We start from the raw sequence: 17,882 nt of genomic DNA on the forward strand, positions 1-17,882 counted from the left end.
GCCCTACGCGTGCTCGCGCCCCGCCAGCTGCAGGGTCGATCCGTGCCGCTGCTTGCGGACCAGCAGCTGCGAGGGGATCCGGGAGCGCAGATCGGCGACGTGGCTGACGATCCCCACCGCGCGGTCCCGCTCGCGCAGCCCGTCCAGCACGTCCATGACCTCCTCCAGGGTGTGCTCGTCCAGGCTGCCGAAACCCTCGTCGATGAACAGCGTGTCCAGCGGCATGCCGCCCGCCTCGTCGGTCACCACGTCGGCCAGGCCCAGGGCCAGCGCCAGCGAGGCGAAGAAGCTCTCACCGCCGGACAGCGTCGCCGTGTCCCGCTCGCTGCCCGTCCACGCGTCCACCACCCGCAGCGACAGCCCCGAACGCTTGTTGCCCGCCACCACGCCGTCACTGTGCACCAGCGTGTACCGTCCGCCGGACATCCGGACCAGCCGGTCGCTCGCCGCCGCCGCCACCTGCTCCAGCCGCGCCGCCAGCACGTACGACTCCAGCCGCATCCGCAGCGCGTTCTCCGCCGGGGCGCCCGCCAGCAGCCCCGCCAGCCGGCTGATCCGGCCGAACCGCTCCAACGCGGGCGCCAGCTCCGCCGCCAGCACCGCCAGGCCGTGGCCGATCCGGGCCAGCGCCGCACACCGCTCCGCCGCCGCCCGCTCCGCCGCCGACGCCCGCCGCAAGCGGTCGGTCGCCCGCTCCTGCGCGGCCAGCGCCGCCACCGGATCCGCCGTCGGCGCCGCCGCCGCGGCCACCAGCTCCGGCTCCGTGAGCAACGCCTGCGCACGGGACAGCGCCGCGTGCACCCGATCCAGCCGGAGCCGCAGCCGCTCCCGCTCCTCGGCGGGCAGCACGGCCGCCGCCGCCTCCGCCGGACCGGCGAACCCCGCCGCCAGCGCCTCCCGCTCCACCCCGCGCTCCGCCGCCGCCAGCTGCGCCGCCGCCTCCTCGGACGCCCGGGCCGCCGCCAGCGTCACCGCCACCGCCTCCGTCAGCGAGGTCAGCGCCGCCAGCCGCGCCGCCACCGACGGCGCGTCACCCCGGGCCGCCGCGAGCCGGTCGGCCAACTCCTCCCGCTCCGCCACCAGCTGCTGCAGGCGGGCGGTCAGCGCCGCACTCCGCTCACCGGCCTGCTGGAGCCGCTCCCCGCGGTGCTGCCGCTCCCGCTCCAGCAGCCCGATCCGCTGGGCGACCGCGCCCAGCGCGTCCGCCGCCCGCAACGCGACCCGGCGCTCCGCGTCCACCTCCGCCAGCGCCGCCGACAGCTCCGCGACCCCGCGGTCGCCCGCCGCGGAGGCCGCCGCCGCCTCGTCGATCCGCAGCGCGGTCAGCGCCGACTCCGCCGCCGCCAGCCGCTCCTCCGCCGCGCGCTGCTCGGCGCGGGCCCGCTCCTCGTCCCGCGCCGTCACCTGACCGCCGGTCGGCTCCGCCGGAGCCGGATGCTCCGCCGAACCGCACACCCGGCACGGCTCACCCCCGACCAGCTGCGCCGCCAGCTCCGCGGCCATGCCCGCCAGGCGGCGCTCCTGCAGGTCGAGCGTCCGGGCCCGGGCGTCCTGCGCGGCGTGCCGCAGGTCCAGCACCGCCCGGTCCGCCCGCTCGACCTCGGCGCGCAGCCCGTCCCGGCGCTGGGCCGCCGCCAGCCGGCCCGACAGCTCGGCGCGGTGCGCGTCCAGCCGCTCCACCTGGGCCTCGGCGGCGCGGGCCACCTCCTGCTCCTCGTGCAAGGCCTTCGACCGGCCGTCGAAGTCGACCAGCCAGTCCTGCGCCTCCTCCGCCAGCTCCTCCGCCCGCGCCCGCTCGGCCGCCAGCTCCTCCTGCTCGCGGCCCAGCCGCCCGTACCGCGCCTCGTCCGCGAGCGCCGCCTCCAGCCGCCCGCACGCCTCCCGCAGCCGCCGCTCCTCGGCCGCCAACTCCGCCACCCCGCCCCGGGCCGGCCCCCCCGGCACCGCCCGGAGCCGCGTCCCCGGCCGGCGCGGCCGGGTCCGCCGGGAGGGCCGGCCGGCCGCCCTGCGGCGCAGCCGAGCCGTCGGCAGGGCGGCGGTCGCCGGGGTACCCGCCGCTGTCGGTCTGCGGCCCGCTCCCCGCGGGTCCGTCGCCCGGGCACGCGTCGTCGGGACCGGCGGGGTGCCCGTGCCCCCCGGGCCACGTGCCGCCCCCGCGGTCGGCCCGCTGCCGGTCCGCCGACGGACGTGTCCCGCCGGGGCGGGCCCGGGGTGCGTCGTCCGTCCCGGGGCCGTGCCACGGGGCGTGGCCGCCCGCCCCGACCGGCGGGGTGCCGGTCAGGGCGGCGAGGGCGGTGCGGTGGCGGTGCTCGGTGGTGCGGGCGGTGCGGTGCGCGGTCGCCGCGGCGTCGCGGATGCGCAGGACCGCCTCGACGCCGACCGCGGCCTGGGCGGCGGCGAGGCGGGACCGCTCGCCGTCGAGGGCGTGCGCGGCGTCCGCCTGCAGGCGGGCCTCGACCGCCGCGGCGCGGTACCGCTGCTGCCGCTCGGCGAGGGCGGTCTGCGCCTCGCGGTGCCGCTGCGCGGCGTCGTGCTCGTGTTCCGCCAGGGCGACCGCCTCGCGGGCGACGGCGAGCCGCTCGGCGGCGCCGCCGCGCAGGACCGCGGCCCACCCGAGGACGGCGTCCGCCGGGGCGTCCTCCGCGTCGGGCCACAGCTCGGCGGCCTCCTCGGCCGCGGGGCCGGCGGCCTCCTCGGCCCGCCCGGCGAGGTCCCGCAGGCGCAGCCGCCCCTCGCGGACGGCACCGTCCTGTCGCAGGCGCTGCTCGGCGAGCCACTTCTCCAGCAGGTCGAAGCGCCGGGTGTCGAAGAGCCGCCCGAGGAGTTCGGCGCGCTGCTTGGTGTCGGCGCGCAGGAAACGCGCGAAGTCGCCCTGGGGAAGCAGGACGACCTGGCAGAACTGCTCGCGGCTCATGCCGATCAGCTGGTGGAGCTCCTCACCGGCCTCCTGGTGCGAGCGGCTGAGGGCCTGCCAGCCGGCCGGCCCGCCGGCCGGGTCGGGCAGCCACTCGCGCAGCAGGGTCTGCGCCTTCTCGACGGTGTACCCGGTGCCGCGCTTCTTCGGCCGGAGCTGCTCGGGGCTGCGGGTGATCTCCAGTCGGCGGCTGCCGAGGGTGACGTCGAGGGTGACGCGGGTGAGCCGGTCGGGGTCGGCGTGGTCGCTGCGCAGCGGGTTGCCGCGGCGGGCGCCGGGGACCTCGCCGTACAGGGCGTAGCAGACGGCGTCGAGGACGCTGCTCTTGCCGGCGCCGGTGGCGCCGCGGAGCAGGAACAGCCCGCTGTCGGCGAGCCGGTCGAAGTCGACCTCCTCGGTGCCGGCGAACGGGCCGAACGCGGTCAGGGTCAGCCGGTGCAGCCTCATCGGACGGTCTCCTGCTCGCGCTCCGCGGCGTCCCGGCGGACCGCCTCCAGCCCTTCCAGCAGCCAGCGCTGCTCCCGCTCGTCGAGGGTGCGGCCCGGCCGGACGTGGGCGACGAACCCTTCGACCACCTCGCGGTCGGAGCGGCCGCTGACCCGGGCCGCGTACGAGCCGGCGCCGTCCTCGACGGCGCCCTCGGGCTCGAAGAGCAGTTGCAGGGTGTGCGGGAAGCGGGCCCGCAGCCGCTCCATCGGATCTGCGGGCCGGACGGTGTCGGTCAGGGTGGCCTGCACCCACGCGTCCGCGTGCCGGTCGAGGGCGGGGTCGGTCAGCAGCCGGTCGAGGGTGCCGCGGAGCCGGGCGAGCGGCCGCGGGACCGGGCAGTCGATCCGCTCGGCCTCGACGCTGCCGTCGGCGGCGAGGTCGACCAGCCACAGGGACTTGCGGTGGTCGGCCTCGGAGAAGGAGTACGCGAGTGGCGAGCCGCTGTAGCGCACCCGCGGGGAGAGCGTCTGGCAGCCGTGCAGGTGGCCGAGCGCGGCGTAGTGCACCCCGTCGAAGACCGGGAGCGGGACGCTCGCCACGCCGCCGACGGTGATGTCCCGCTCGCTGTCGCTCGGCTGCCCGCCGGTGACGAAGGCGTGGGCCAGGACCACGGCCCGGGTGCCCGGCTCGCGGCCGGCCAGGTCGGCGCGGACCGCGTCCATCGCCGCGCCCAGCACCCGGTCGTGGCCGCCCCTCTCCAGGCCGAACCGCTCCCGGACCAGGGCGGGCTCCAGGTACGGCAGGCCGTAGACGGCGACCGGGCCGTGCTCGTCGGCGAGCAGCACGGGGACGGCGCAGCCGTCCGGATCGGTGCGCAGGTGGATGCCGGCGCGGTCGATCAGCCGCGAGCCGACGCCGAGGCGGCGCGCCGAGTCGTGGTTGCCGCTGATGAACACCGTCGGCACGCCGAGGGCGGCCAGCCGGACCAGCACGTCGTCGAAGAGGGCGACCGCGTCCAGGCCCGGCAGGGCCCGGTCGTACACGTCGCCGGCGACCAGCACCGCGTCGACCCGCTCCGCCTCGGCCACCGCCACCAGGTGGTCGAGGAAGGCGCGTTGGGCGTCGTGCAGGTTCTCCCGGTGGAAGGAGCGTCCGAGGTGCCAGTCGGAGGTGTGCAGCAGCCGCATGGTCATCGACCCTAGCGGCACCCGCCGACAGCTCCGGACCGTCGCCCTGCGTCAACTGTCGGTGACGCTGTGTATGGTCCAGCGGTGTGGGGCGTCCGACCGCGGGCGGCCCGGGTGCGGAGAGGGGCGGGCATGGCGCGGCAGACGAGGCGGCGGCCGGTGCGCGGCGGGCCCCGGCGGGCGTGCGCGCCGCCGGTGGCGCTGGCGGTCGCGGCCGACGCGGCGGACTTCGAACGGCTGCGGCGCCACCGCCTGTTCGGCGCGGCCGACCACGGCGCGTACCTGCGGCGCACCGAGCGGCAGCTGCGGGTGATGCGCGGCGCGGGGGTGGCGGTGCACCTGCGGGTGCTGGAGGCGGACGGGTACGAGGAGTTCTGCGCGCGCCGCCTGCTCGCGCCCGCCGATCCGGTCGCCCGGGCGGCGTACGCGGCGGATCCGGAGCTGCCGGGCGAGCCGTACGTGTACGCGGGGGAGGGGCTGGCCGAGCTGCTGCCCGCGCTGCTCCGAGACCACCGGGCGCGGGCCGGGGTGGCGGCGGGCTGCTCGGCGCTGCTCGACGCGGTCGAGCGCGGTGGGCGGCCGCAGGCGCGGCTCGCCGCGTTCCTCGGGTACGCCGCCGAGCTGTGCCTGGCGGTGGCGGCCGGGGCGGGGGAGGGGCGGTTCCGCCTGGAGCTGCGGGCGGAGGGGGCGGGCGGGGAGCCGTTGGAGGCGGAGGCGGGGCTGGCGGAGCTGGTGGCGCTGATCGGGCTCCGGGGCACGGCCGGCGGCCGGTCGGAGCCGGCGGCGCGGGAGGCGGAGGCGTTCGCGGTGACCCTGGCGGCGGTGCTGGCCGGGCCGGGCGCGGGCGAGCTCCTGCTCACCGGGTCCGGCGGGGCGGACGTCCGCGGCTGGTCCCTGGCCGCCGGCCGGGCGACCCCGCTCACCACCCTGGAACTCCGTGCCCTCCCCCCACCCGGCCCCCGCCGCCCGCGCGAGGCCTTCCCCCTCCCGCCGCCACCCGACCTCGCCTGACCGCCCCGCCCGGCGCCGTCCGGCCACCCCGCCGACGGCCGGAGTGGCCGTCCGTGCTCCGCGTGCGGGAGTCGGGGCCTCCGGGGCGGGTGGCGCCGCCGTTCCACGGGGCGGCCCGGTCGGTCGGCGGCGGGCTCGCGGTGACGTGGGGAGGTGTGCCCCGTGCGGCCGTCAGGGCTGTTCATCGACCGGATGTTCGGGGAAGATCAACACGCATACTGCGTGCCGGCGTCCCCGGCTGCCCGGGATCGGAGGGAGTGGGCATGGGTCGCATCGAGTACAGCCCGGAGATCTCCGATCTGCTGGGGCGGGTGCGGCGGAGGCCGATCGCGGGGTGGCCGTGGCGTCCGGGCGAGCCGGTTCCGGCGGGGCTGCCGGTGAAGCAGTCGTGGGGCTGGCTGTTCGCGCCGGACGGCCGGGTGTTGACCCTGGTGAACCCGAAGGACGGGATCGTCAGCCTGCCGGGCGGTTCGCTGGAGCCGGAGGACGACGGCGACCCGGGGGCGGCGCTGGCGCGGGAGGCGGGCGAGGAGGCGCAGGCGCGGATCGGCCTTCCGCTGTACCTGGGCTACCTGTACGACCGGGTGGGTTCGGCGAACGGCGGCCACGAGTGCGCCCGGGTGCGGATGGCCGCGGCGCTGCTGGGTGCCGGTCCGAGCGCGCCGGATCCGGCGTCGGGCCGGCACTACCGGCGGCTGCTGGTGGCGCCGGGGCTGGCGGTGGAGCTGCTCGGCTGGGGCGTGCCGGGGCTGCGGCAGGCGCGGGCGGCGGTGGCGGTGGCGACGCGGCACCTGGGGGTGCCGGCGGTGGCGGACGAGACGATCGAGGAACTCCCGGCGGGCGGCTGCGTGCTGTCCGCGAAGGGCTGACGCGCCCTCAACGGCGGTGTCCAGCAGCGGTCCAGACGGTTCATAGGCGACCCTGAAAACTTTGGCATGCCCGCTTCCCGACCAGGCTACTGCCTGGTACACCATGTGTGACCCGCGTCACTCCCGTGGAGGTGCCCATGCGCCCTGTCCGTGCTGTCCTCGTTGCCGCCACCGCGGCAGCCCTCTCCGTCGCCACCCTGGCCGCGGCCACAGAAGCCCAGGCGGCAGGCGTGCGATACGCCGCTCTGGGCGACTCCTACTCGGCCGGTGTCGGGGCCGGCAGCTACACCAGCGAGAGCGGCAGCTGCAAGAGAAGCACCAACTCGTACCCGTACCTGTGGAAGGCGGCCCACGCCCCGTCGGCGTTCGCCGACACGGCCTGTTCGGGTGCCAGGACCGGTGATGTGCTCAGCGGTCAGCTGGGCGTGCTGGACAGTGCGACCACGCTGGTGTCGATCACCATCGGCGGCAACGACGCGGGCTTCGCGTCGACGATGCAGACCTGCGTGCTGGAGAGCGAGAGCTCCTGCCTGTCGGCGGTGGCGGCGGCGAAGAGCTACGCCACCAGCACCCTGCCGGGCAAGCTCGACCAGGTGTACTCGGCGATCAAGTCGAAGGCGCCCAACGCGCACGTGGTGGTGCTCGGCTACCCGCACCTCTACAAGGTGCCGGGCTCCTGCATCTTCGGCATCTCGGACACCAAGCGCACGGCGATCAACAGCGCGGCGGACGTCCTGGACGACGTGATCTCCAAGCGGGTCGCCAACGCGGGCTTCACCTACCAGGACGTCCGCTCGATCTTCGCCGGCCACGAGATCTGCGCCAGCGGCACCCGGTGGCTGAACTCCACCACCCTGCCGGTGGACGAGAGCTACCACCCGAACGCGGCCGGCCAGTCCGGCGGCTACCTGCCCGCCTTCTCCGCCGGCGTGTAACCCCCCGGCGCGCCGCGCGACCGCACCCGTCCGGAAGCCTCCCGGGCGGGTGCGACCGCGCGGTGCCGGTCAGCGCAGGTAGTCGGTCAGCCCGGCCGGGTGCAGGCCGGCGGCCGCGGCGTCGGCCAGGGCGCGCTGGAGGTCGCCCGCCAGGGTGTCGGTGAAGTGCAGCAGGATCACGTCGCCGGGCTGCAGCGCGCCGCCGTGGTAGACGTCGGAGGCGCCCCAGCTGTAGTCGGCGGTGGCGGTCAGCAGGTACTTCATGCCGCAGTTGGCGGCGGCCCGCAGGGTGTCGTCGTTCCAGGCGAAGTACGGCGGCCGGAAGATCGTGGGCGCGGTGCCGTACCGCGCGGCGGCGGCGTCGCGGGCGTCGCAGATCTCCGCCTGCTGCTCGGCAGGGGTGAGGGTGGTCAGGTCGCGGTGCGAGACGCTGTGGTCCTGCACGGAGGAGCCGGCCACGGCGGTGACCTTCTTGAAGTAGTCCGGCTCGAAGCCCTGCGGCATGGGCAGCGGGAAGGCGGTGACCGGCACCTGGCGGTCGGCGATCAGCCGCGCGGCCTCGGGGGTGCGGGCCCAGCCGTCGTCGATGGTGATGAAGACGGCCTTGTCGGTGGTCGGCGCGTTCCAGGTGGCGCGGGCCGGGTCCGGTGCGGGGCCGTCCACCGTGACGTCGTCGGCTGCGAAGGCGCCCTGCCCGTACCAGCCGTGCAGGTAGAGCTCGACCGAGGAGGCGTCGGCCCCGGTGGTGAAGGTGGTGCTGAGCCGCTGCCAGCCGTCGCCGGTGCCGGGGGTCCAGGCGGGGGCGACGTCGTGGCCGGTGCCGGTGGCGCCGAGGAAGACGTAGGAGCCGCGCACCCAGGCCGCGTAGGTGTAGGTGGTGTTCGGCCGGACGGCGAGGTACTGGGTGCACTCGCCGGTGGAGTCGCCGGTGGCCGGGGTGACGGCGAGGGCGGTGGAGCCGGTGCGGGCGGCGGTGGTGGTGGCGGCCTCGCCGGGCGCGCAGTGCCAGCCGGGGACGGATCCCCAGTCGGCGAGCGGCAGGGTCGGGATCTCGAAGCCCGGGTTGGTCGCGAGGTTCACCGCGGCGGCCGTCCCGGCGTGGGCCGGGGACGCGGTGGCGGTGGACAGGACGGCCAGCGCGGTGGCCGCGGCGCCCGACGCGAGGCGACGCAGGGATCTGGACACGAAGACGACTCCTGTGTGGGGGAGGAGAAGGGACGGGGTGCGCTCCCGGAGGGGCGGGAGACCGGCGGCAGGCCGCACCCTGGCCGCGCCACACAATGGACTGGACCAATGCGCAGGGTCAAGGGTCCGTCACCGATCTGCGCTATCCGGCGTAGAGCTCCTCGATGTCCTGCGCGTAGCGCTCCACGATGGCGTGCCGGCGGAGTTTCAGGGACGGCGTCAGCAGCCCGTCCTCCAGGCTGAACTCCTTGGGCAGCATGCGGAAGGCACGGATCGACTCGGCCCGCGAGACGGTGGTGTTGGCGGCCGCGACGGCCCGCTGCACCTCGGCGTGCAGCTCCTCGTCGGCCAGCGCCGACCACAGGTCGAGCTGCTCCCGACCGCGGGTCTTCAGCCAGTGCGCGAGCGCCTGCGCGTCCAGGGTGACCAGCGCGGCGACGTACGGGCGGTTGTCCCCGACCACCAGGCACTGGGCGATCAGCGGGTGGGCCCGGACCCGCTCCTCCAGCACGCCCGGGGCGAGGTTCTTGCCGCTGCTGGTGACGATCAGCTCCTTCTTCCGCCCGGTGATGGTCAGGTAGCCGTCCTCGTCCAGCGAGCCGATGTCGCCGGTCGCCAGCCAGCCGTCGTACAGCGCCATCTCGGTGCACTGCGGGTGGTTGAGGTAGCCGGCGAAGACGCCCGCGCCGCGCACCCACACCTCGCCGTCCTCGCCGATCGCCACCGAGGCACCGGGCACCGGGCGGCCGACGGTGCCGAAGCGCGGCTTGTGCGCGGGGTTGGCGGTGATCGCGGCGGTGGTCTCGGTCAGGCCGTAGCCCTCGTACACGGTCATCCCGGCGCCGGTGAAGAACAGGCCGAGGTCGCGGCCGAGCGTGGAGCCGCCGCACATCACGGCGCGCACCCGGCCGCCGAGCACCGCCCGCAGCCGGGAGTAGACGACCCGGTCGTACGCCGCGTGCCGCAGCCGCAGCGCGGGTCCGGGCCCGGAGCCCTTGCCGAGGCCGCGGCGCTCCCAGGCGGCGGCCCAGGTGGTGGCCACCTCGGCGGCCTGCTCGAAGAGTTCGAGCCGGCCGTCGGCCTCGGCGGCCTCCCGGGCGCGCTGGTGGATCTTCTCGAAGACGTACGGCACGGCGTGCAGGAAGGTCGGCCGGAAGGTGGCGAGCGCGGGCAGCAGGGAGTCGGTGGACAGCCGTCCGTGGTGGCCGACCCGGATGCCGCCGCGGACCGCCGCGACCTCCACCATCCGGCCGTACACGTGCGCGAGCGGCAGGAACAGCAGGGTGGCGGGCTGGCCGCCGCCGCTGTCGCGGAAGACCTCGCCCCAGCCGTCGAGCAGCGCGTCGGCGGCGGCGGCGAAGTTGCCGTGGGTCAGCAGGCAGCCCTTGGGGCGGCCGGTGGTGCCGGAGGTATAGATGACGGTGGCCAGGCTGTCGGGGGTGACACCGAGGCGCTGGCGGTGGACCAGGGCGTCGGGCACCGCGAGGCCGTCGTCGACCAGTTCGGCGACGCAGCCGCGGTCCAGCTGCCAGATGCCGGTCAGCTCGGGCAGCGCGTCGCAGACCGCCCCGACCGTCATCGCCTGGTCCTCGTCCTCCACCACGCAGGCGACCGCGGCGGTCTCGGCGAGGATCCAGCGCACCTGCTCGGCGGCGGCGGTCGGGTACACCGGGACGGGGATCGCGCCGATCGCCCAGAGCGCGTAGTCGAAGAGGGTCCACTCGTAGCGGGTCGCCGACATCACCGCGACCCGGTCGCCGTACCGCACGCCCCGGGTCAGCAGCCCCTTGGCGAGGCCCATCACCTCGTCGCGGAAGGCCGCGGCGGTGACGGGGTGCCACCGGTCGCCGTCCCGGCGGGAGAACAGCACCAGCCGCGGCGTCCGCTCGGCGGTGTCGAAGACCGAGTCGGCCAGACCGCCGGTCACCGGAGCCTCCGTCAGGGCAGGGCTGCTGATCTCGTGCACGGTACCCCCGTTCCGAGGCCCCGGCCGGACGGACCGGACGGCCGGACGGAGCGGATTGCAGCGAAGCTACCGGATCGTCGCGGCCCTGCCCAGAGCCGTCGCCGCCGGGGCACCCGGCGTCCCCCGCAGTGCCGCAAGCGGAGGACCGGCCACCGGTGAGGACGGCGGCATTTCGGGACGATCCGGACCACCCCGCAGGACAACGGCCGTTCACCCCTCGAACGCGTGGTCAGGGCGTAGTAGGCTCGCGCAGCTCGTACCGCAATCCCGTCCGCACCCGGCAACTCCCCGACCGAGGACCCCATGCGTCTGCGCCGCAGTTCGATCCGCGCGAGGATCATCGCGCTGCTCCTGGTGCCCATCGTGGCGCTGGGCGGACTGTGGGTGTACGCGACGCTCGTGACCACCGGTGACGTGTGGAAACAGCTCGACGTCAGCACCACCTACAAGGCCTTCGGCAGCCCCGCCGACCAGTACGCCCGCGACCTGCAGGCCGAGCGCGAGGCCGCCGTGCTGCGCCTCGCCGAGCCCGGCAACCGGGCCTCGGCCGACGCGTACAAGCAGGCGCAGGCGGTCACCGACCGCGACCTGCAGCTGCTGCGCTACCGGGCGGAGGGCTCGGACGCCGGCAAGCTCGACGCCGACCAGCGCACCCGCTACCAGGACATCCTGACCCTGGCCGACCAGCTGTCGGCCATCCGCAGCCCGATCGACCAGGGCCGCGGCAGCTGGGACGGCACGCTGAAGGACTACAGCGACCTGATCCAGCCGGTGTTCACCTTCCGCTCGGCGTTCGTCGCCCGGCAGAGCGGCCGGCTGCCCCGGCAGGGCACCATCCTGGTCGAGCTGGTCCGCGCCCGCGAGTACCTCTCCCGGGAGGCCGCCGCCATGCAGGCGCTGCGGCTGACCGCCAACCCGGACGACCGCAAGGTGCAGGCCGCGCTGGACGCGATGCACAGCCAGCAGGCGCTGTTCCGCATCTACGTCGCCGAGCTCGACCCGCAGGACCAGCTGGCGTACCGCAGCCTCCAGAACGGCGCCACCTGGCAGCAGCTCGCCACCGCCGAGCGCTCCTTCGACGAGGCGCAGAACCGGATCACCGAGGTCCGCGGCAACCGCGAGGACCCGTGGCGGGAGACCGCCGACAAGGTGCTCGCCGACCTGTCCGACCTGAACACCCGGCTGGCCGCCGGCATCGGCGACCAGGCCCGCTCCTACGCGGTCAACTCGCTGGTCCGCGGCGGCGTGGCCGGCACCGTCGGCCTGCTCGCGGTCGTCCTGTCGGTGATGATCTCCTACCGGATCGGCCGCGGCCTGGCCCGCGAGCTGATCGGCCTGCGCAACGCCGCGCTCGACCTGGCCGGTGCCCGGCTGCCCGGCCTGATGCTGCGGCTGCGCCGCGGCGAGCAGGTGGACGTCGCCGCCGAGGCGCCCGAACTCGACTTCGGGAGCGGCGAGATCGGCCAGGTCGGCCGGGCCTTCAGCGACGTCCAGCGGGTCGCCGTGGAGGCCGCCGTCGAGCAGGCCGAACTGCGCCGCGGCATCGCGGCGGTGTTCGTCAACCTGGCCCGCCGCAGCCAGGTGCTGCTGCACCGCCAGCTCACCCTGCTGGACACCATGGAGCGGCGCACCGAGGACCCGCGCGAGCTGGAGGACCTCTTCCGGCTCGACCACCTGACCACCCGCATGCGCCGGCACGCCGAGGGCCTGATCATCCTGTCCGGCGGCTCGCCGGGCCGCGCCTGGCGCAAGCCGGTGCGGATGGTCGACGTGGTGCGCGCCGCCGTCGGCGAGGTCGAGGACTACGCCCGGGTGATCGTCCGGCCCTTCCCCGGCACCGGTCTGCTCGGCAGCGCGGTCGCCGACGTCACCCACCTGATCGCCGAACTGGTCGAGAACGCCGCGGTGTTCTCCCCGCCGCACACCCAGGTCACGGTGCAGGGCGAGGTGGTCGCGCACGGCTTCAGCCTGGAGATCGACGACCGGGGCCTCGGCCTGAGCGAGCAGGCGCTCGAGGAGATCAACCAGCGGCTCGCGGTGGAGCAGGAGTTCGACCTCGCCGACACCGACCGGCTGGGCCTGTTCGTGGTCAGCCGGCTGGCGCGGCGGCACGGCATCCGGGTGCACCTGCGGCCCTCGCCGTACGGCGGCACCTCGGCGATCGTCCTGGTCCCGCGCGAACTGCTCGCCGACCCCTCGGAGATGGGCCCGGAGGCGGCCGCCCGCGCGGTCGCCGGCGGCCCCGACGACAGCGGCCACGGGCGCGCCCCGGCGGCCCCGGTCGGCGGCGCCGAACCGGTCCGTGCCGGCCGGGCCCACGCGGTCGGGCCGGCCCCGCTCGGCGGCCCGCGCCCCTCGGCGGCCGAACCCGCCACCACCCCCGGCGGCCTGCCCCGGCGGCGCGCGGCCGGCACCCCGGAGGCCGGCACCGGACGGCACCGCCGCGCCGAGGAGACGGACGCGCCGGTCACTCCGCCCGCGACCGTGCCGGACGCCCCGGAGGCACCGCTCCCCGCGCCCGAACCCGTTCCGGTGGCGGGCGGGTTGCTGCCCCGCCGGGTCCGTCAGGCCAACCTGGCACCGCAGTTGAAGACCGCCGCCGACGAGGGCGCCGAGCAGGGCCGCGAGCGCAGCCCCGAGGAGGCCAGGGCCACCTTCGCCTCCTTCCAGCGCGGCTTCGCCCGCGGCCGGGGCGACCGGCTGCAGCCCGCCTCGCTCACCGTGGTCCGCAACGCCCCGGAGCCGGGCGGCAGTTCGCCGCGGCCCGAGCGGCAGCCGGCACCGCAGCCGGTGCCGCCGTTCGGCGGCCCGGTCCGGCTGCGGGTCGCCCTGCCCTCGCCGCCCGTCCCGCAGGCCTTGCCGGCCGCCCCGACCCGTCCCGCCGTTCCGGCGTCCGAAGCACCACCCGCACCACCCGCACCCGCAGAAGGAACCGAATCATGACCGCAACATCACAGCCGTCCGGGGACCTCGACTGGCTCCTCAACGACCTGGTCGGCCGCGTGGCGACGCTGAGGCATGCGGTGATCCTCTCCAGCGACGGCCTGGCCACCGGCGTCTCCAGCGGCCTGGGCCGGGAGGACGCCGAGCACCTGGCCGCCGTCGCGGCGGGCTTCCACAGCCTCGCCAAGGGCGCCGGCCGGCACTTCGACGTGGGCGGTGTCCGGCAGACCATGGTCGAGCTGGACGAGGCGTTCCTCTTCATCACCGCCGCCGGTGACGGCAGCTGCCTCGCGGTGCTGAGCGACGCCGAGTCCGACGTCGGCCAGATCGCCTACGAGATGGCCCTGCTGGTCAAGCGGGTCGGCGAGCACCTGGCCGCCGAACCGCGCACCGAGACCGCCCCGCCGGGGAGATGAGCGAGGAGATGACCGAGCCGATGGGCGACGAGGACACCGAGCCGGCGCTCGACCTGTTCACCCCCCGGACCCCCGTCGACGACCGCTGGTTCGACGACGAGGCGGGGCCGGTGGTCAGGCTGTTCTCGATGACCCGCGGCCGCGCCCGGGCGGTCGACGACGGACTCTTCGACCTGATCTCCCTGGTCACCGCCGTCGACCGGTCCGGGCCGCCCGGCGCCTCCGCCGAGCCGCACCTCGACCCCGAGCACCACGCCATCCTGGCGCTGTGCCGCGAGGAGCCGCTCAGCGTCGCCGAGCTGGGCTCCTACACCGACCTGCCGGTGAGCGTCGTCCGAGTGCTGCTCGGCGACCTGCACGACGCCGACCTGATCAGCGTCACCCGGCCCGTCCAGCTCGCCGCGCAACCGGACGAGCGCCTGCTGCGGGACGTGATCAATGGCCTCCGTGCACTCTGACCCGACCTCCGACCCGGCCTCCGCCGCCGGGCAGCGGCTCTGGGGCGCGACCGCGCTCAAGGTGCTGGTCGCGGGCGGCTTCGGCGCGGGCAAGACCACCCTGGTCGGGGCGGTCAGCGAGATCCGTCCGCTGCGCACCGAGGAGGTGCTCAGCGAGCGCGGCCGCCCGGTCGACGACACCGCCGGGGTGGAGGCCAAGCGCACCACCACGGTCGCCATGGACTTCGGCCGGATCGACCTGAAGCCCGGCCTCGCGCTGTACCTGTTCGGCACCCCCGGGCAGGACCGGTTCTGGTTCGTCTGGGACGAGTTGGCGCGCGGTTCGCTCGGGGCCCTGGTGCTGGCCGACACCCGCCGGCTCGCCGACTGCTTCCCCTCGGTCGACTTCTTCGAGCAGCGCGGCATCCCGTTCGTGGTCGCGGTCAACTGCTTCGAGGGCACCGAGGCGTACGCCCCCGACGACGTGCGCGCCGCGCTCGACCTGGACCCGGCGGTGCCGGTGCTGCTGTGCGACGCCCGCCGCCGCGAGGACGGCAAGGAACTGCTGATCAGGCTGGTCCAGCACGCCTGGGGAGCGGTCGCCGCCTGACGGCCTGTCCGGGATGCGGGACGGATCTGTCCGCATGGTGACCGTTTGCTGCCGGGAGGTTGCGCCCGGTGGCGATCCCGTGGAACTCTCTGGGGGACACATTCCGACGTACCCGGGGGAGGGGCCATGACCGCGACGCGCACCCGCGCCGCCGTGCCGCCCGCCCCCGTCCTGCCGGTGCTGACCGTCCGCCGGTACATCGACCACGCGCTCTTCTGCAGCGCCTGCTGTCGCTGACTCTCCGCCAAGCCCCCATCCATCCCTGCGCTCACGGAGAGTCGCTGCCATGACGTCGTACCTGCTCGAGTCCACCTCCACCGTCACCCCGCACCTGCGTGCCGTCCGGTCCCTGCCGGCCGACACCGACCACCGCCCCCGCCCCGCCGGACTCCCCGAGGGCGCCACCGTGGTGGCCTCCCTCCCGCAGTCCGCCCTCCCGCAGTCGCTGCTCGCCCAGCTCGGAGCCGTCGGCCGGCAGCCGCTGGTCGGCTACCTCGTGGTCGTCCCCGACGAGCGCGCCGAGCAGCCCGAGCCCGCGCCGGTGGTGCCGCTGCGCCCGGCCGGCCAGGCCGGCCACGGCATCAGCGTCGACACCGAGCGGCGCACCGCGCACGCCGACGGCCGCCCGCTCGACCTCACCTACCTCGAGTTCGAGCTGCTCGCCCACCTCACCGCGCACCCGCACCGGGTGCACACCCGCGACCACCTGGTCAACGCCGTCTGGGGCTACGGCCACATCGGCGACGGCCGCACCGTCGACGTCCACGTCGCCCGGCTGCGCCGCAAGCTCGGCGCCGCCTACCGCGACTCGATCGTCACCGTCCGCCGGGTCGGCTACAAGTACGCGCCCGCCGCGGCCTGACGGAACGCCGGAGGGGGTGCGGGGCCGACGCCCCGCACCCCCTCCGCGCGCGTCAGCGGCTGAGCCGGTCGATCTCCGCCAGGTCCTCCTCGCCCAGCGGACCGGCCGCCAGCGCGTCGAGGTTCTGGTCCAGCTGGGCCACGCTGCTCGCGCCGATGATCACCGACACCACCCGCTCGTCCCGCAGCACCCAGGACAGCGCCAGCTGCGCCAGCGACTGACCGCGCCGCTCGGCGACCTTCGCCAGGGCCCGCAGCCTCTCCAGCTTCGCGCCGGTCAGCGCCTCCTCGCGCAGGAAGTGCCCGACCGACATCCGCGACCCGGCCGGCACCTCACCGCTCAGGTAGCGGTCCGTCAGCAGGCCCTGCGCCAGCGGGGAGTAGGCGATCAGCGAGGTCTGGGTGTCGCCCACCGCCTCCAGCAGGCCCTCCTCCGGACCGCGGTCCAGGATCGAGTACCGCGCCTGGTTCATCAGCACCGGCGTCCCCAGCTCGCGCAGGATCGCCACCGCCTCCCGGTGCTGCTCCGCCGGGTAGTTGGAGATGCCCGCGTACAGCGCCCGGCCCGACCGCACCGCCGAGTCCAGCGCCCCCATCGTCTCCTCCAGCGGAGTGTCGGGGTCGTGGCGGTGCGAGTAGAAGACGTCCACGTAGTCCAGACCCATCCGGGTCAGCGACTGGTCCAGGCTCGCCAGCAGGTACTTGCGGCTGCCGCCGTCACCGTAGGGGCCCGGCCACATGTCGTAGCCCGCCTTCGAGGCGATGAACATCTCGTCCCGGTACGGGCGGAAGTCCTGCGCGAACAGCGTGCCGAAGTTCTTCTCCGCACTGCCGTACGGCGGGCCGTAGTTGTTCGCCAGGTCGAAGTGGGTGACACCCCGGTCGAACGCCCGGCGCAGCACCGCCCGCTGGACGTCCAGCGGCTGGGTGTCGCCGAAGTTGTGCCACAGCCCGAGCGAGACGGCGGGCAGCTGCACGCCGCTGCGCCCGGCCCGGCGGTAGGTCATCGAGGCATAGCGGTCATCCGCGGCAAGGTAGGTCATGGCGCCCATCCTGCCAGGCCACCCCCGCCGGTCGGGACCAACGGCCCTGTCCGGCCGCCGCCCGCCCGCCGTACCCTGAAGGCCCCGACGCCCCCGAGAGGAGCCCCGGATGCCCGACCGCCCCGACATCACCGACCGGGCCGACCTCGAACGGCTGCTCCGCCGCTTCTACGCCGCCGCCTTCGCCGACCCGCTGATCGGCCCCTGGTTCACCGAGATCGCGCGGCTCGACCTGGAACGCCACCTCCCGCACATCACCGACTTCTGGGAGAGCGCCCTGCTGCGCACCGCCGAGTACCGGCGCAACGCCTTCGCCCCCCACCAGGCCCTGCACCGGCGGCAGCCGCTCACCGCCGAGCACTTCGGGCGCTGGGTGCAGCTCTGGCGCGCCGCCGTCGACGGCGCCCACACCGGCCCGCTCGCCGACCGGGCCAAGGCCCAGGGCGAGCGGATCGCCGTCGCGATGCTCCGCCGCACCGCCGGCCCGGACACCGACGGCCCGGGGCAGGGCTTCGTCCCGCTCGCCGCCGTCCTGCTGCGCACCTGAGCCCGGCCACCCGGCACGGGTCCGGGGCGGCGGTTCCCCCTCCCGGGTGGAACCCGCGCCGCCCCGCCCCCGGGTCCCCCGCCCCCGGTCACCACCCGCCTAGGGTGCGGACCATGCCCCCGCGCACCGCCGCCGCCCGCCCGCCGCTCACGGGGCGGCAACCGTGACCGTGCACCTGCGCCGCGCGTACGACCCGCCCGAGGAGGGCGGCGGGCCGCGGGTCCTGGTCGACCGCCTGTGGCCGCGCGGCATCCGCAAGGAGGACGCGGCGATCGACGACTGGCCGAAGGCCGTGACACCTTCCGACGAGCTGCGCCGCTGGTTCCACGGCCCCGACGGGCAGTGGGAGGAGTTCGTCCGCCGGTACGAGGCGGAGCTGGCCGAACCGGAGGCCGCCGCCGAACTCGCCCGGCTGCGCGCCCTCTCCGCCCGCGGCCCGCTCACCCTGGTCACCGCGGTCAAGGACCCGACACGCAGCCACGCCTCCGTCCTCGCCTCGCACCTGGCACCCGGGGACGCGTGTTAGACC

At 76.0% G+C, this 17,882-nt stretch carries 15 protein-coding genes and 1 pseudogene; 10 read left to right on the forward strand and 6 right to left on the reverse strand.

Going from position 1 to position 17,882, the window contains the following annotated elements:
- Positions 1-3: 3 nt before the first annotated feature.
- From ABEB06_RS29030 to ABEB06_RS29040, 3 genes and pseudogenes are all read right to left on the reverse strand, one after another.
- The gene (locus tag ABEB06_RS29030; protein WP_425559712.1) at positions 4-1,704 is read right to left on the reverse strand and encodes an SbcC/MukB-like Walker B domain-containing protein; all 1,701 of its coding nucleotides are present in this window, start codon (positions 1,702-1,704) and stop codon (positions 4-6) included.
- A gap of 874 nt (positions 1,705-2,578) precedes the next feature.
- A pseudogene (locus tag ABEB06_RS39420) lies at positions 2,579-3,361 on the reverse strand (AAA family ATPase); the annotation flags it as partial.
- Positions 3,358-4,530: an exonuclease SbcCD subunit D gene (locus tag ABEB06_RS29040; protein WP_345699851.1), complete on the reverse strand. Its 1,173-nt coding sequence runs from the start codon at positions 4,528-4,530 to the stop codon at positions 3,358-3,360. The gene ABEB06_RS29040 and the pseudogene ABEB06_RS39420, both read right to left, overlap by 4 nt.
- Positions 4,531-4,662: 132 nt before the next feature.
- Between ABEB06_RS29040 and ABEB06_RS29045 the strand changes: the two genes are divergently transcribed.
- The 3 genes from ABEB06_RS29045 to ABEB06_RS29055 all read left to right on the forward strand — a co-directional run bounded on the left by ABEB06_RS29045 (position 4,663) and on the right by ABEB06_RS29055 (position 7,345).
- Entirely contained in the window at positions 4,663-5,541 is an 879-nt protein-coding gene (locus ABEB06_RS29045) for a hypothetical protein (protein ID WP_345699852.1), read from the forward strand.
- A gap of 263 nt (positions 5,542-5,804) precedes the next feature.
- Positions 5,805-6,410 (forward strand): NUDIX hydrolase, encoded by a 606-nt coding sequence (locus tag ABEB06_RS29050; protein WP_345699853.1) that lies wholly within the window; start codon positions 5,805-5,807, stop codon positions 6,408-6,410.
- A gap of 137 nt (positions 6,411-6,547) precedes the next feature.
- Entirely contained in the window at positions 6,548-7,345 is a 798-nt protein-coding gene (locus ABEB06_RS29055) for an SGNH/GDSL hydrolase family protein (protein WP_345699854.1), read from the forward strand.
- 69 nt (positions 7,346-7,414) lie between these two features.
- Here the strand turns inward: ABEB06_RS29055 and ABEB06_RS29060 are convergent, their stop codons facing one another.
- Complete coding sequence (locus ABEB06_RS29060) at positions 7,415-8,530, reverse strand: polysaccharide deacetylase family protein (RefSeq protein ID WP_345699855.1); 1,116 nt, start codon at positions 8,528-8,530, stop codon at positions 7,415-7,417.
- A 142-nt stretch (positions 8,531-8,672) separates the two neighbouring features.
- Positions 8,673-10,496, reverse strand: coding sequence for an AMP-dependent synthetase/ligase (locus tag ABEB06_RS29065; RefSeq protein ID WP_345699856.1), 1,824 nt, complete (start codon positions 10,494-10,496; stop codon positions 8,673-8,675).
- Between the two features lie 303 nt (positions 10,497-10,799).
- On the opposite strand from ABEB06_RS29065, the gene ABEB06_RS29070 reads away from it, so the two are divergent.
- The 5 genes from ABEB06_RS29070 (at position 10,800) to ABEB06_RS29090 (ending at position 15,764) form a co-directional block, all read left to right on the forward strand.
- Positions 10,800-13,439, forward strand: coding sequence for a sensor histidine kinase (locus tag ABEB06_RS29070; RefSeq protein ID WP_345699857.1), 2,640 nt, complete (start codon positions 10,800-10,802; stop codon positions 13,437-13,439).
- Positions 13,436-13,855: a roadblock/LC7 domain-containing protein gene (locus ABEB06_RS29075; protein ID WP_345699858.1), complete on the forward strand. Its 420-nt coding sequence runs from the start codon at positions 13,436-13,438 to the stop codon at positions 13,853-13,855. Before ABEB06_RS29070 ends, ABEB06_RS29075 begins: the two co-directional genes overlap by 4 nt.
- Positions 13,852-14,313 (forward strand): DUF742 domain-containing protein, encoded by a 462-nt coding sequence (locus ABEB06_RS29080; RefSeq protein ID WP_345699859.1) that lies wholly within the window; start codon positions 13,852-13,854, stop codon positions 14,311-14,313. Before ABEB06_RS29075 ends, ABEB06_RS29080 begins: the two co-directional genes overlap by 4 nt.
- Positions 14,294-14,902 carry a GTP-binding protein gene (locus tag ABEB06_RS29085; protein WP_345699860.1) on the forward strand — a complete coding sequence of 203 codons (609 nt, stop codon included), beginning with the start codon at positions 14,294-14,296 and terminating at the stop codon, positions 14,900-14,902. The genes ABEB06_RS29080 and ABEB06_RS29085 overlap by 20 nt, the downstream gene beginning before the upstream one ends.
- A gap of 286 nt (positions 14,903-15,188) precedes the next feature.
- Positions 15,189-15,764, forward strand: a complete 576-nt coding sequence (locus ABEB06_RS29090; protein WP_345699861.1) for a winged helix-turn-helix domain-containing protein — start codon at positions 15,189-15,191, stop codon at positions 15,762-15,764.
- A 52-nt stretch (positions 15,765-15,816) separates the two neighbouring features.
- On the opposite strand, the gene ABEB06_RS29095 is transcribed toward ABEB06_RS29090, so the two are convergent.
- On the reverse strand, positions 15,817-16,806 hold the full coding sequence (locus ABEB06_RS29095) for an aldo/keto reductase (RefSeq protein WP_345699862.1): 990 nt from the start codon (positions 16,804-16,806) through the stop codon (positions 15,817-15,819).
- A 109-nt stretch (positions 16,807-16,915) separates the two neighbouring features.
- On the opposite strand from ABEB06_RS29095, the gene ABEB06_RS29100 reads away from it, so the two are divergent.
- Together ABEB06_RS29100 and ABEB06_RS29105 are read left to right on the forward strand one after the other, a co-directional pair.
- On the forward strand, positions 16,916-17,353 hold the full coding sequence (locus ABEB06_RS29100; protein ID WP_345699863.1) for a group III truncated hemoglobin: 438 nt from the start codon (positions 16,916-16,918) through the stop codon (positions 17,351-17,353).
- 163 nt (positions 17,354-17,516) lie between these two features.
- A complete protein-coding gene (locus ABEB06_RS29105; RefSeq protein WP_345699864.1) occupies positions 17,517-17,879 on the forward strand; it encodes a DUF488 domain-containing protein in 363 nt (120 codons plus the stop codon).
- The last annotated feature ends 3 nt before the right edge of the window (positions 17,880-17,882 follow it).

The sequence above is a fragment of the Kitasatospora terrestris genome (assembly GCF_039542905.1).
Lineage (GTDB): Bacteria > Actinomycetota > Actinomycetes > Streptomycetales > Streptomycetaceae > Kitasatospora > Kitasatospora terrestris.

What these genes read in the sequence shown, in the direction of transcription:
- ABEB06_RS29040 (WP_345699851.1), bottom strand. Translation starts at nt 4,530, where the DNA reads ATGCGGCTGCTGCACACCTCCGACTGGCACCTCGGACGCTCCTTCCAC.
- ABEB06_RS29045 (WP_345699852.1), top strand. Translation starts at nt 4,663, where the DNA reads ATGGCGCGGCAGACGAGGCGGCGGCCGGTGCGCGGCGGGCCCCGGCGG.
- ABEB06_RS29050 (WP_345699853.1), top strand. Translation starts at nt 5,805, where the DNA reads ATGGGTCGCATCGAGTACAGCCCGGAGATCTCCGATCTGCTGGGGCGG.
- ABEB06_RS29055 (WP_345699854.1), top strand. Translation starts at nt 6,548, where the DNA reads ATGCGCCCTGTCCGTGCTGTCCTCGTTGCCGCCACCGCGGCAGCCCTC.
- ABEB06_RS29070 (WP_345699857.1), top strand. Translation starts at nt 10,800, where the DNA reads ATGCGTCTGCGCCGCAGTTCGATCCGCGCGAGGATCATCGCGCTGCTC.
- ABEB06_RS29075 (WP_345699858.1), top strand. Translation starts at nt 13,436, where the DNA reads ATGACCGCAACATCACAGCCGTCCGGGGACCTCGACTGGCTCCTCAAC.
- ABEB06_RS29080 (WP_345699859.1), top strand. Translation starts at nt 13,852, where the DNA reads ATGAGCGAGGAGATGACCGAGCCGATGGGCGACGAGGACACCGAGCCG.
- ABEB06_RS29085 (WP_345699860.1), top strand. Translation starts at nt 14,294, where the DNA reads ATGGCCTCCGTGCACTCTGACCCGACCTCCGACCCGGCCTCCGCCGCC.
- ABEB06_RS29090 (WP_345699861.1), top strand. Translation starts at nt 15,189, where the DNA reads ATGACGTCGTACCTGCTCGAGTCCACCTCCACCGTCACCCCGCACCTG.
- ABEB06_RS29095 (WP_345699862.1), bottom strand. Translation starts at nt 16,806, where the DNA reads ATGACCTACCTTGCCGCGGATGACCGCTATGCCTCGATGACCTACCGC.
- ABEB06_RS29100 (WP_345699863.1), top strand. Translation starts at nt 16,916, where the DNA reads ATGCCCGACCGCCCCGACATCACCGACCGGGCCGACCTCGAACGGCTG.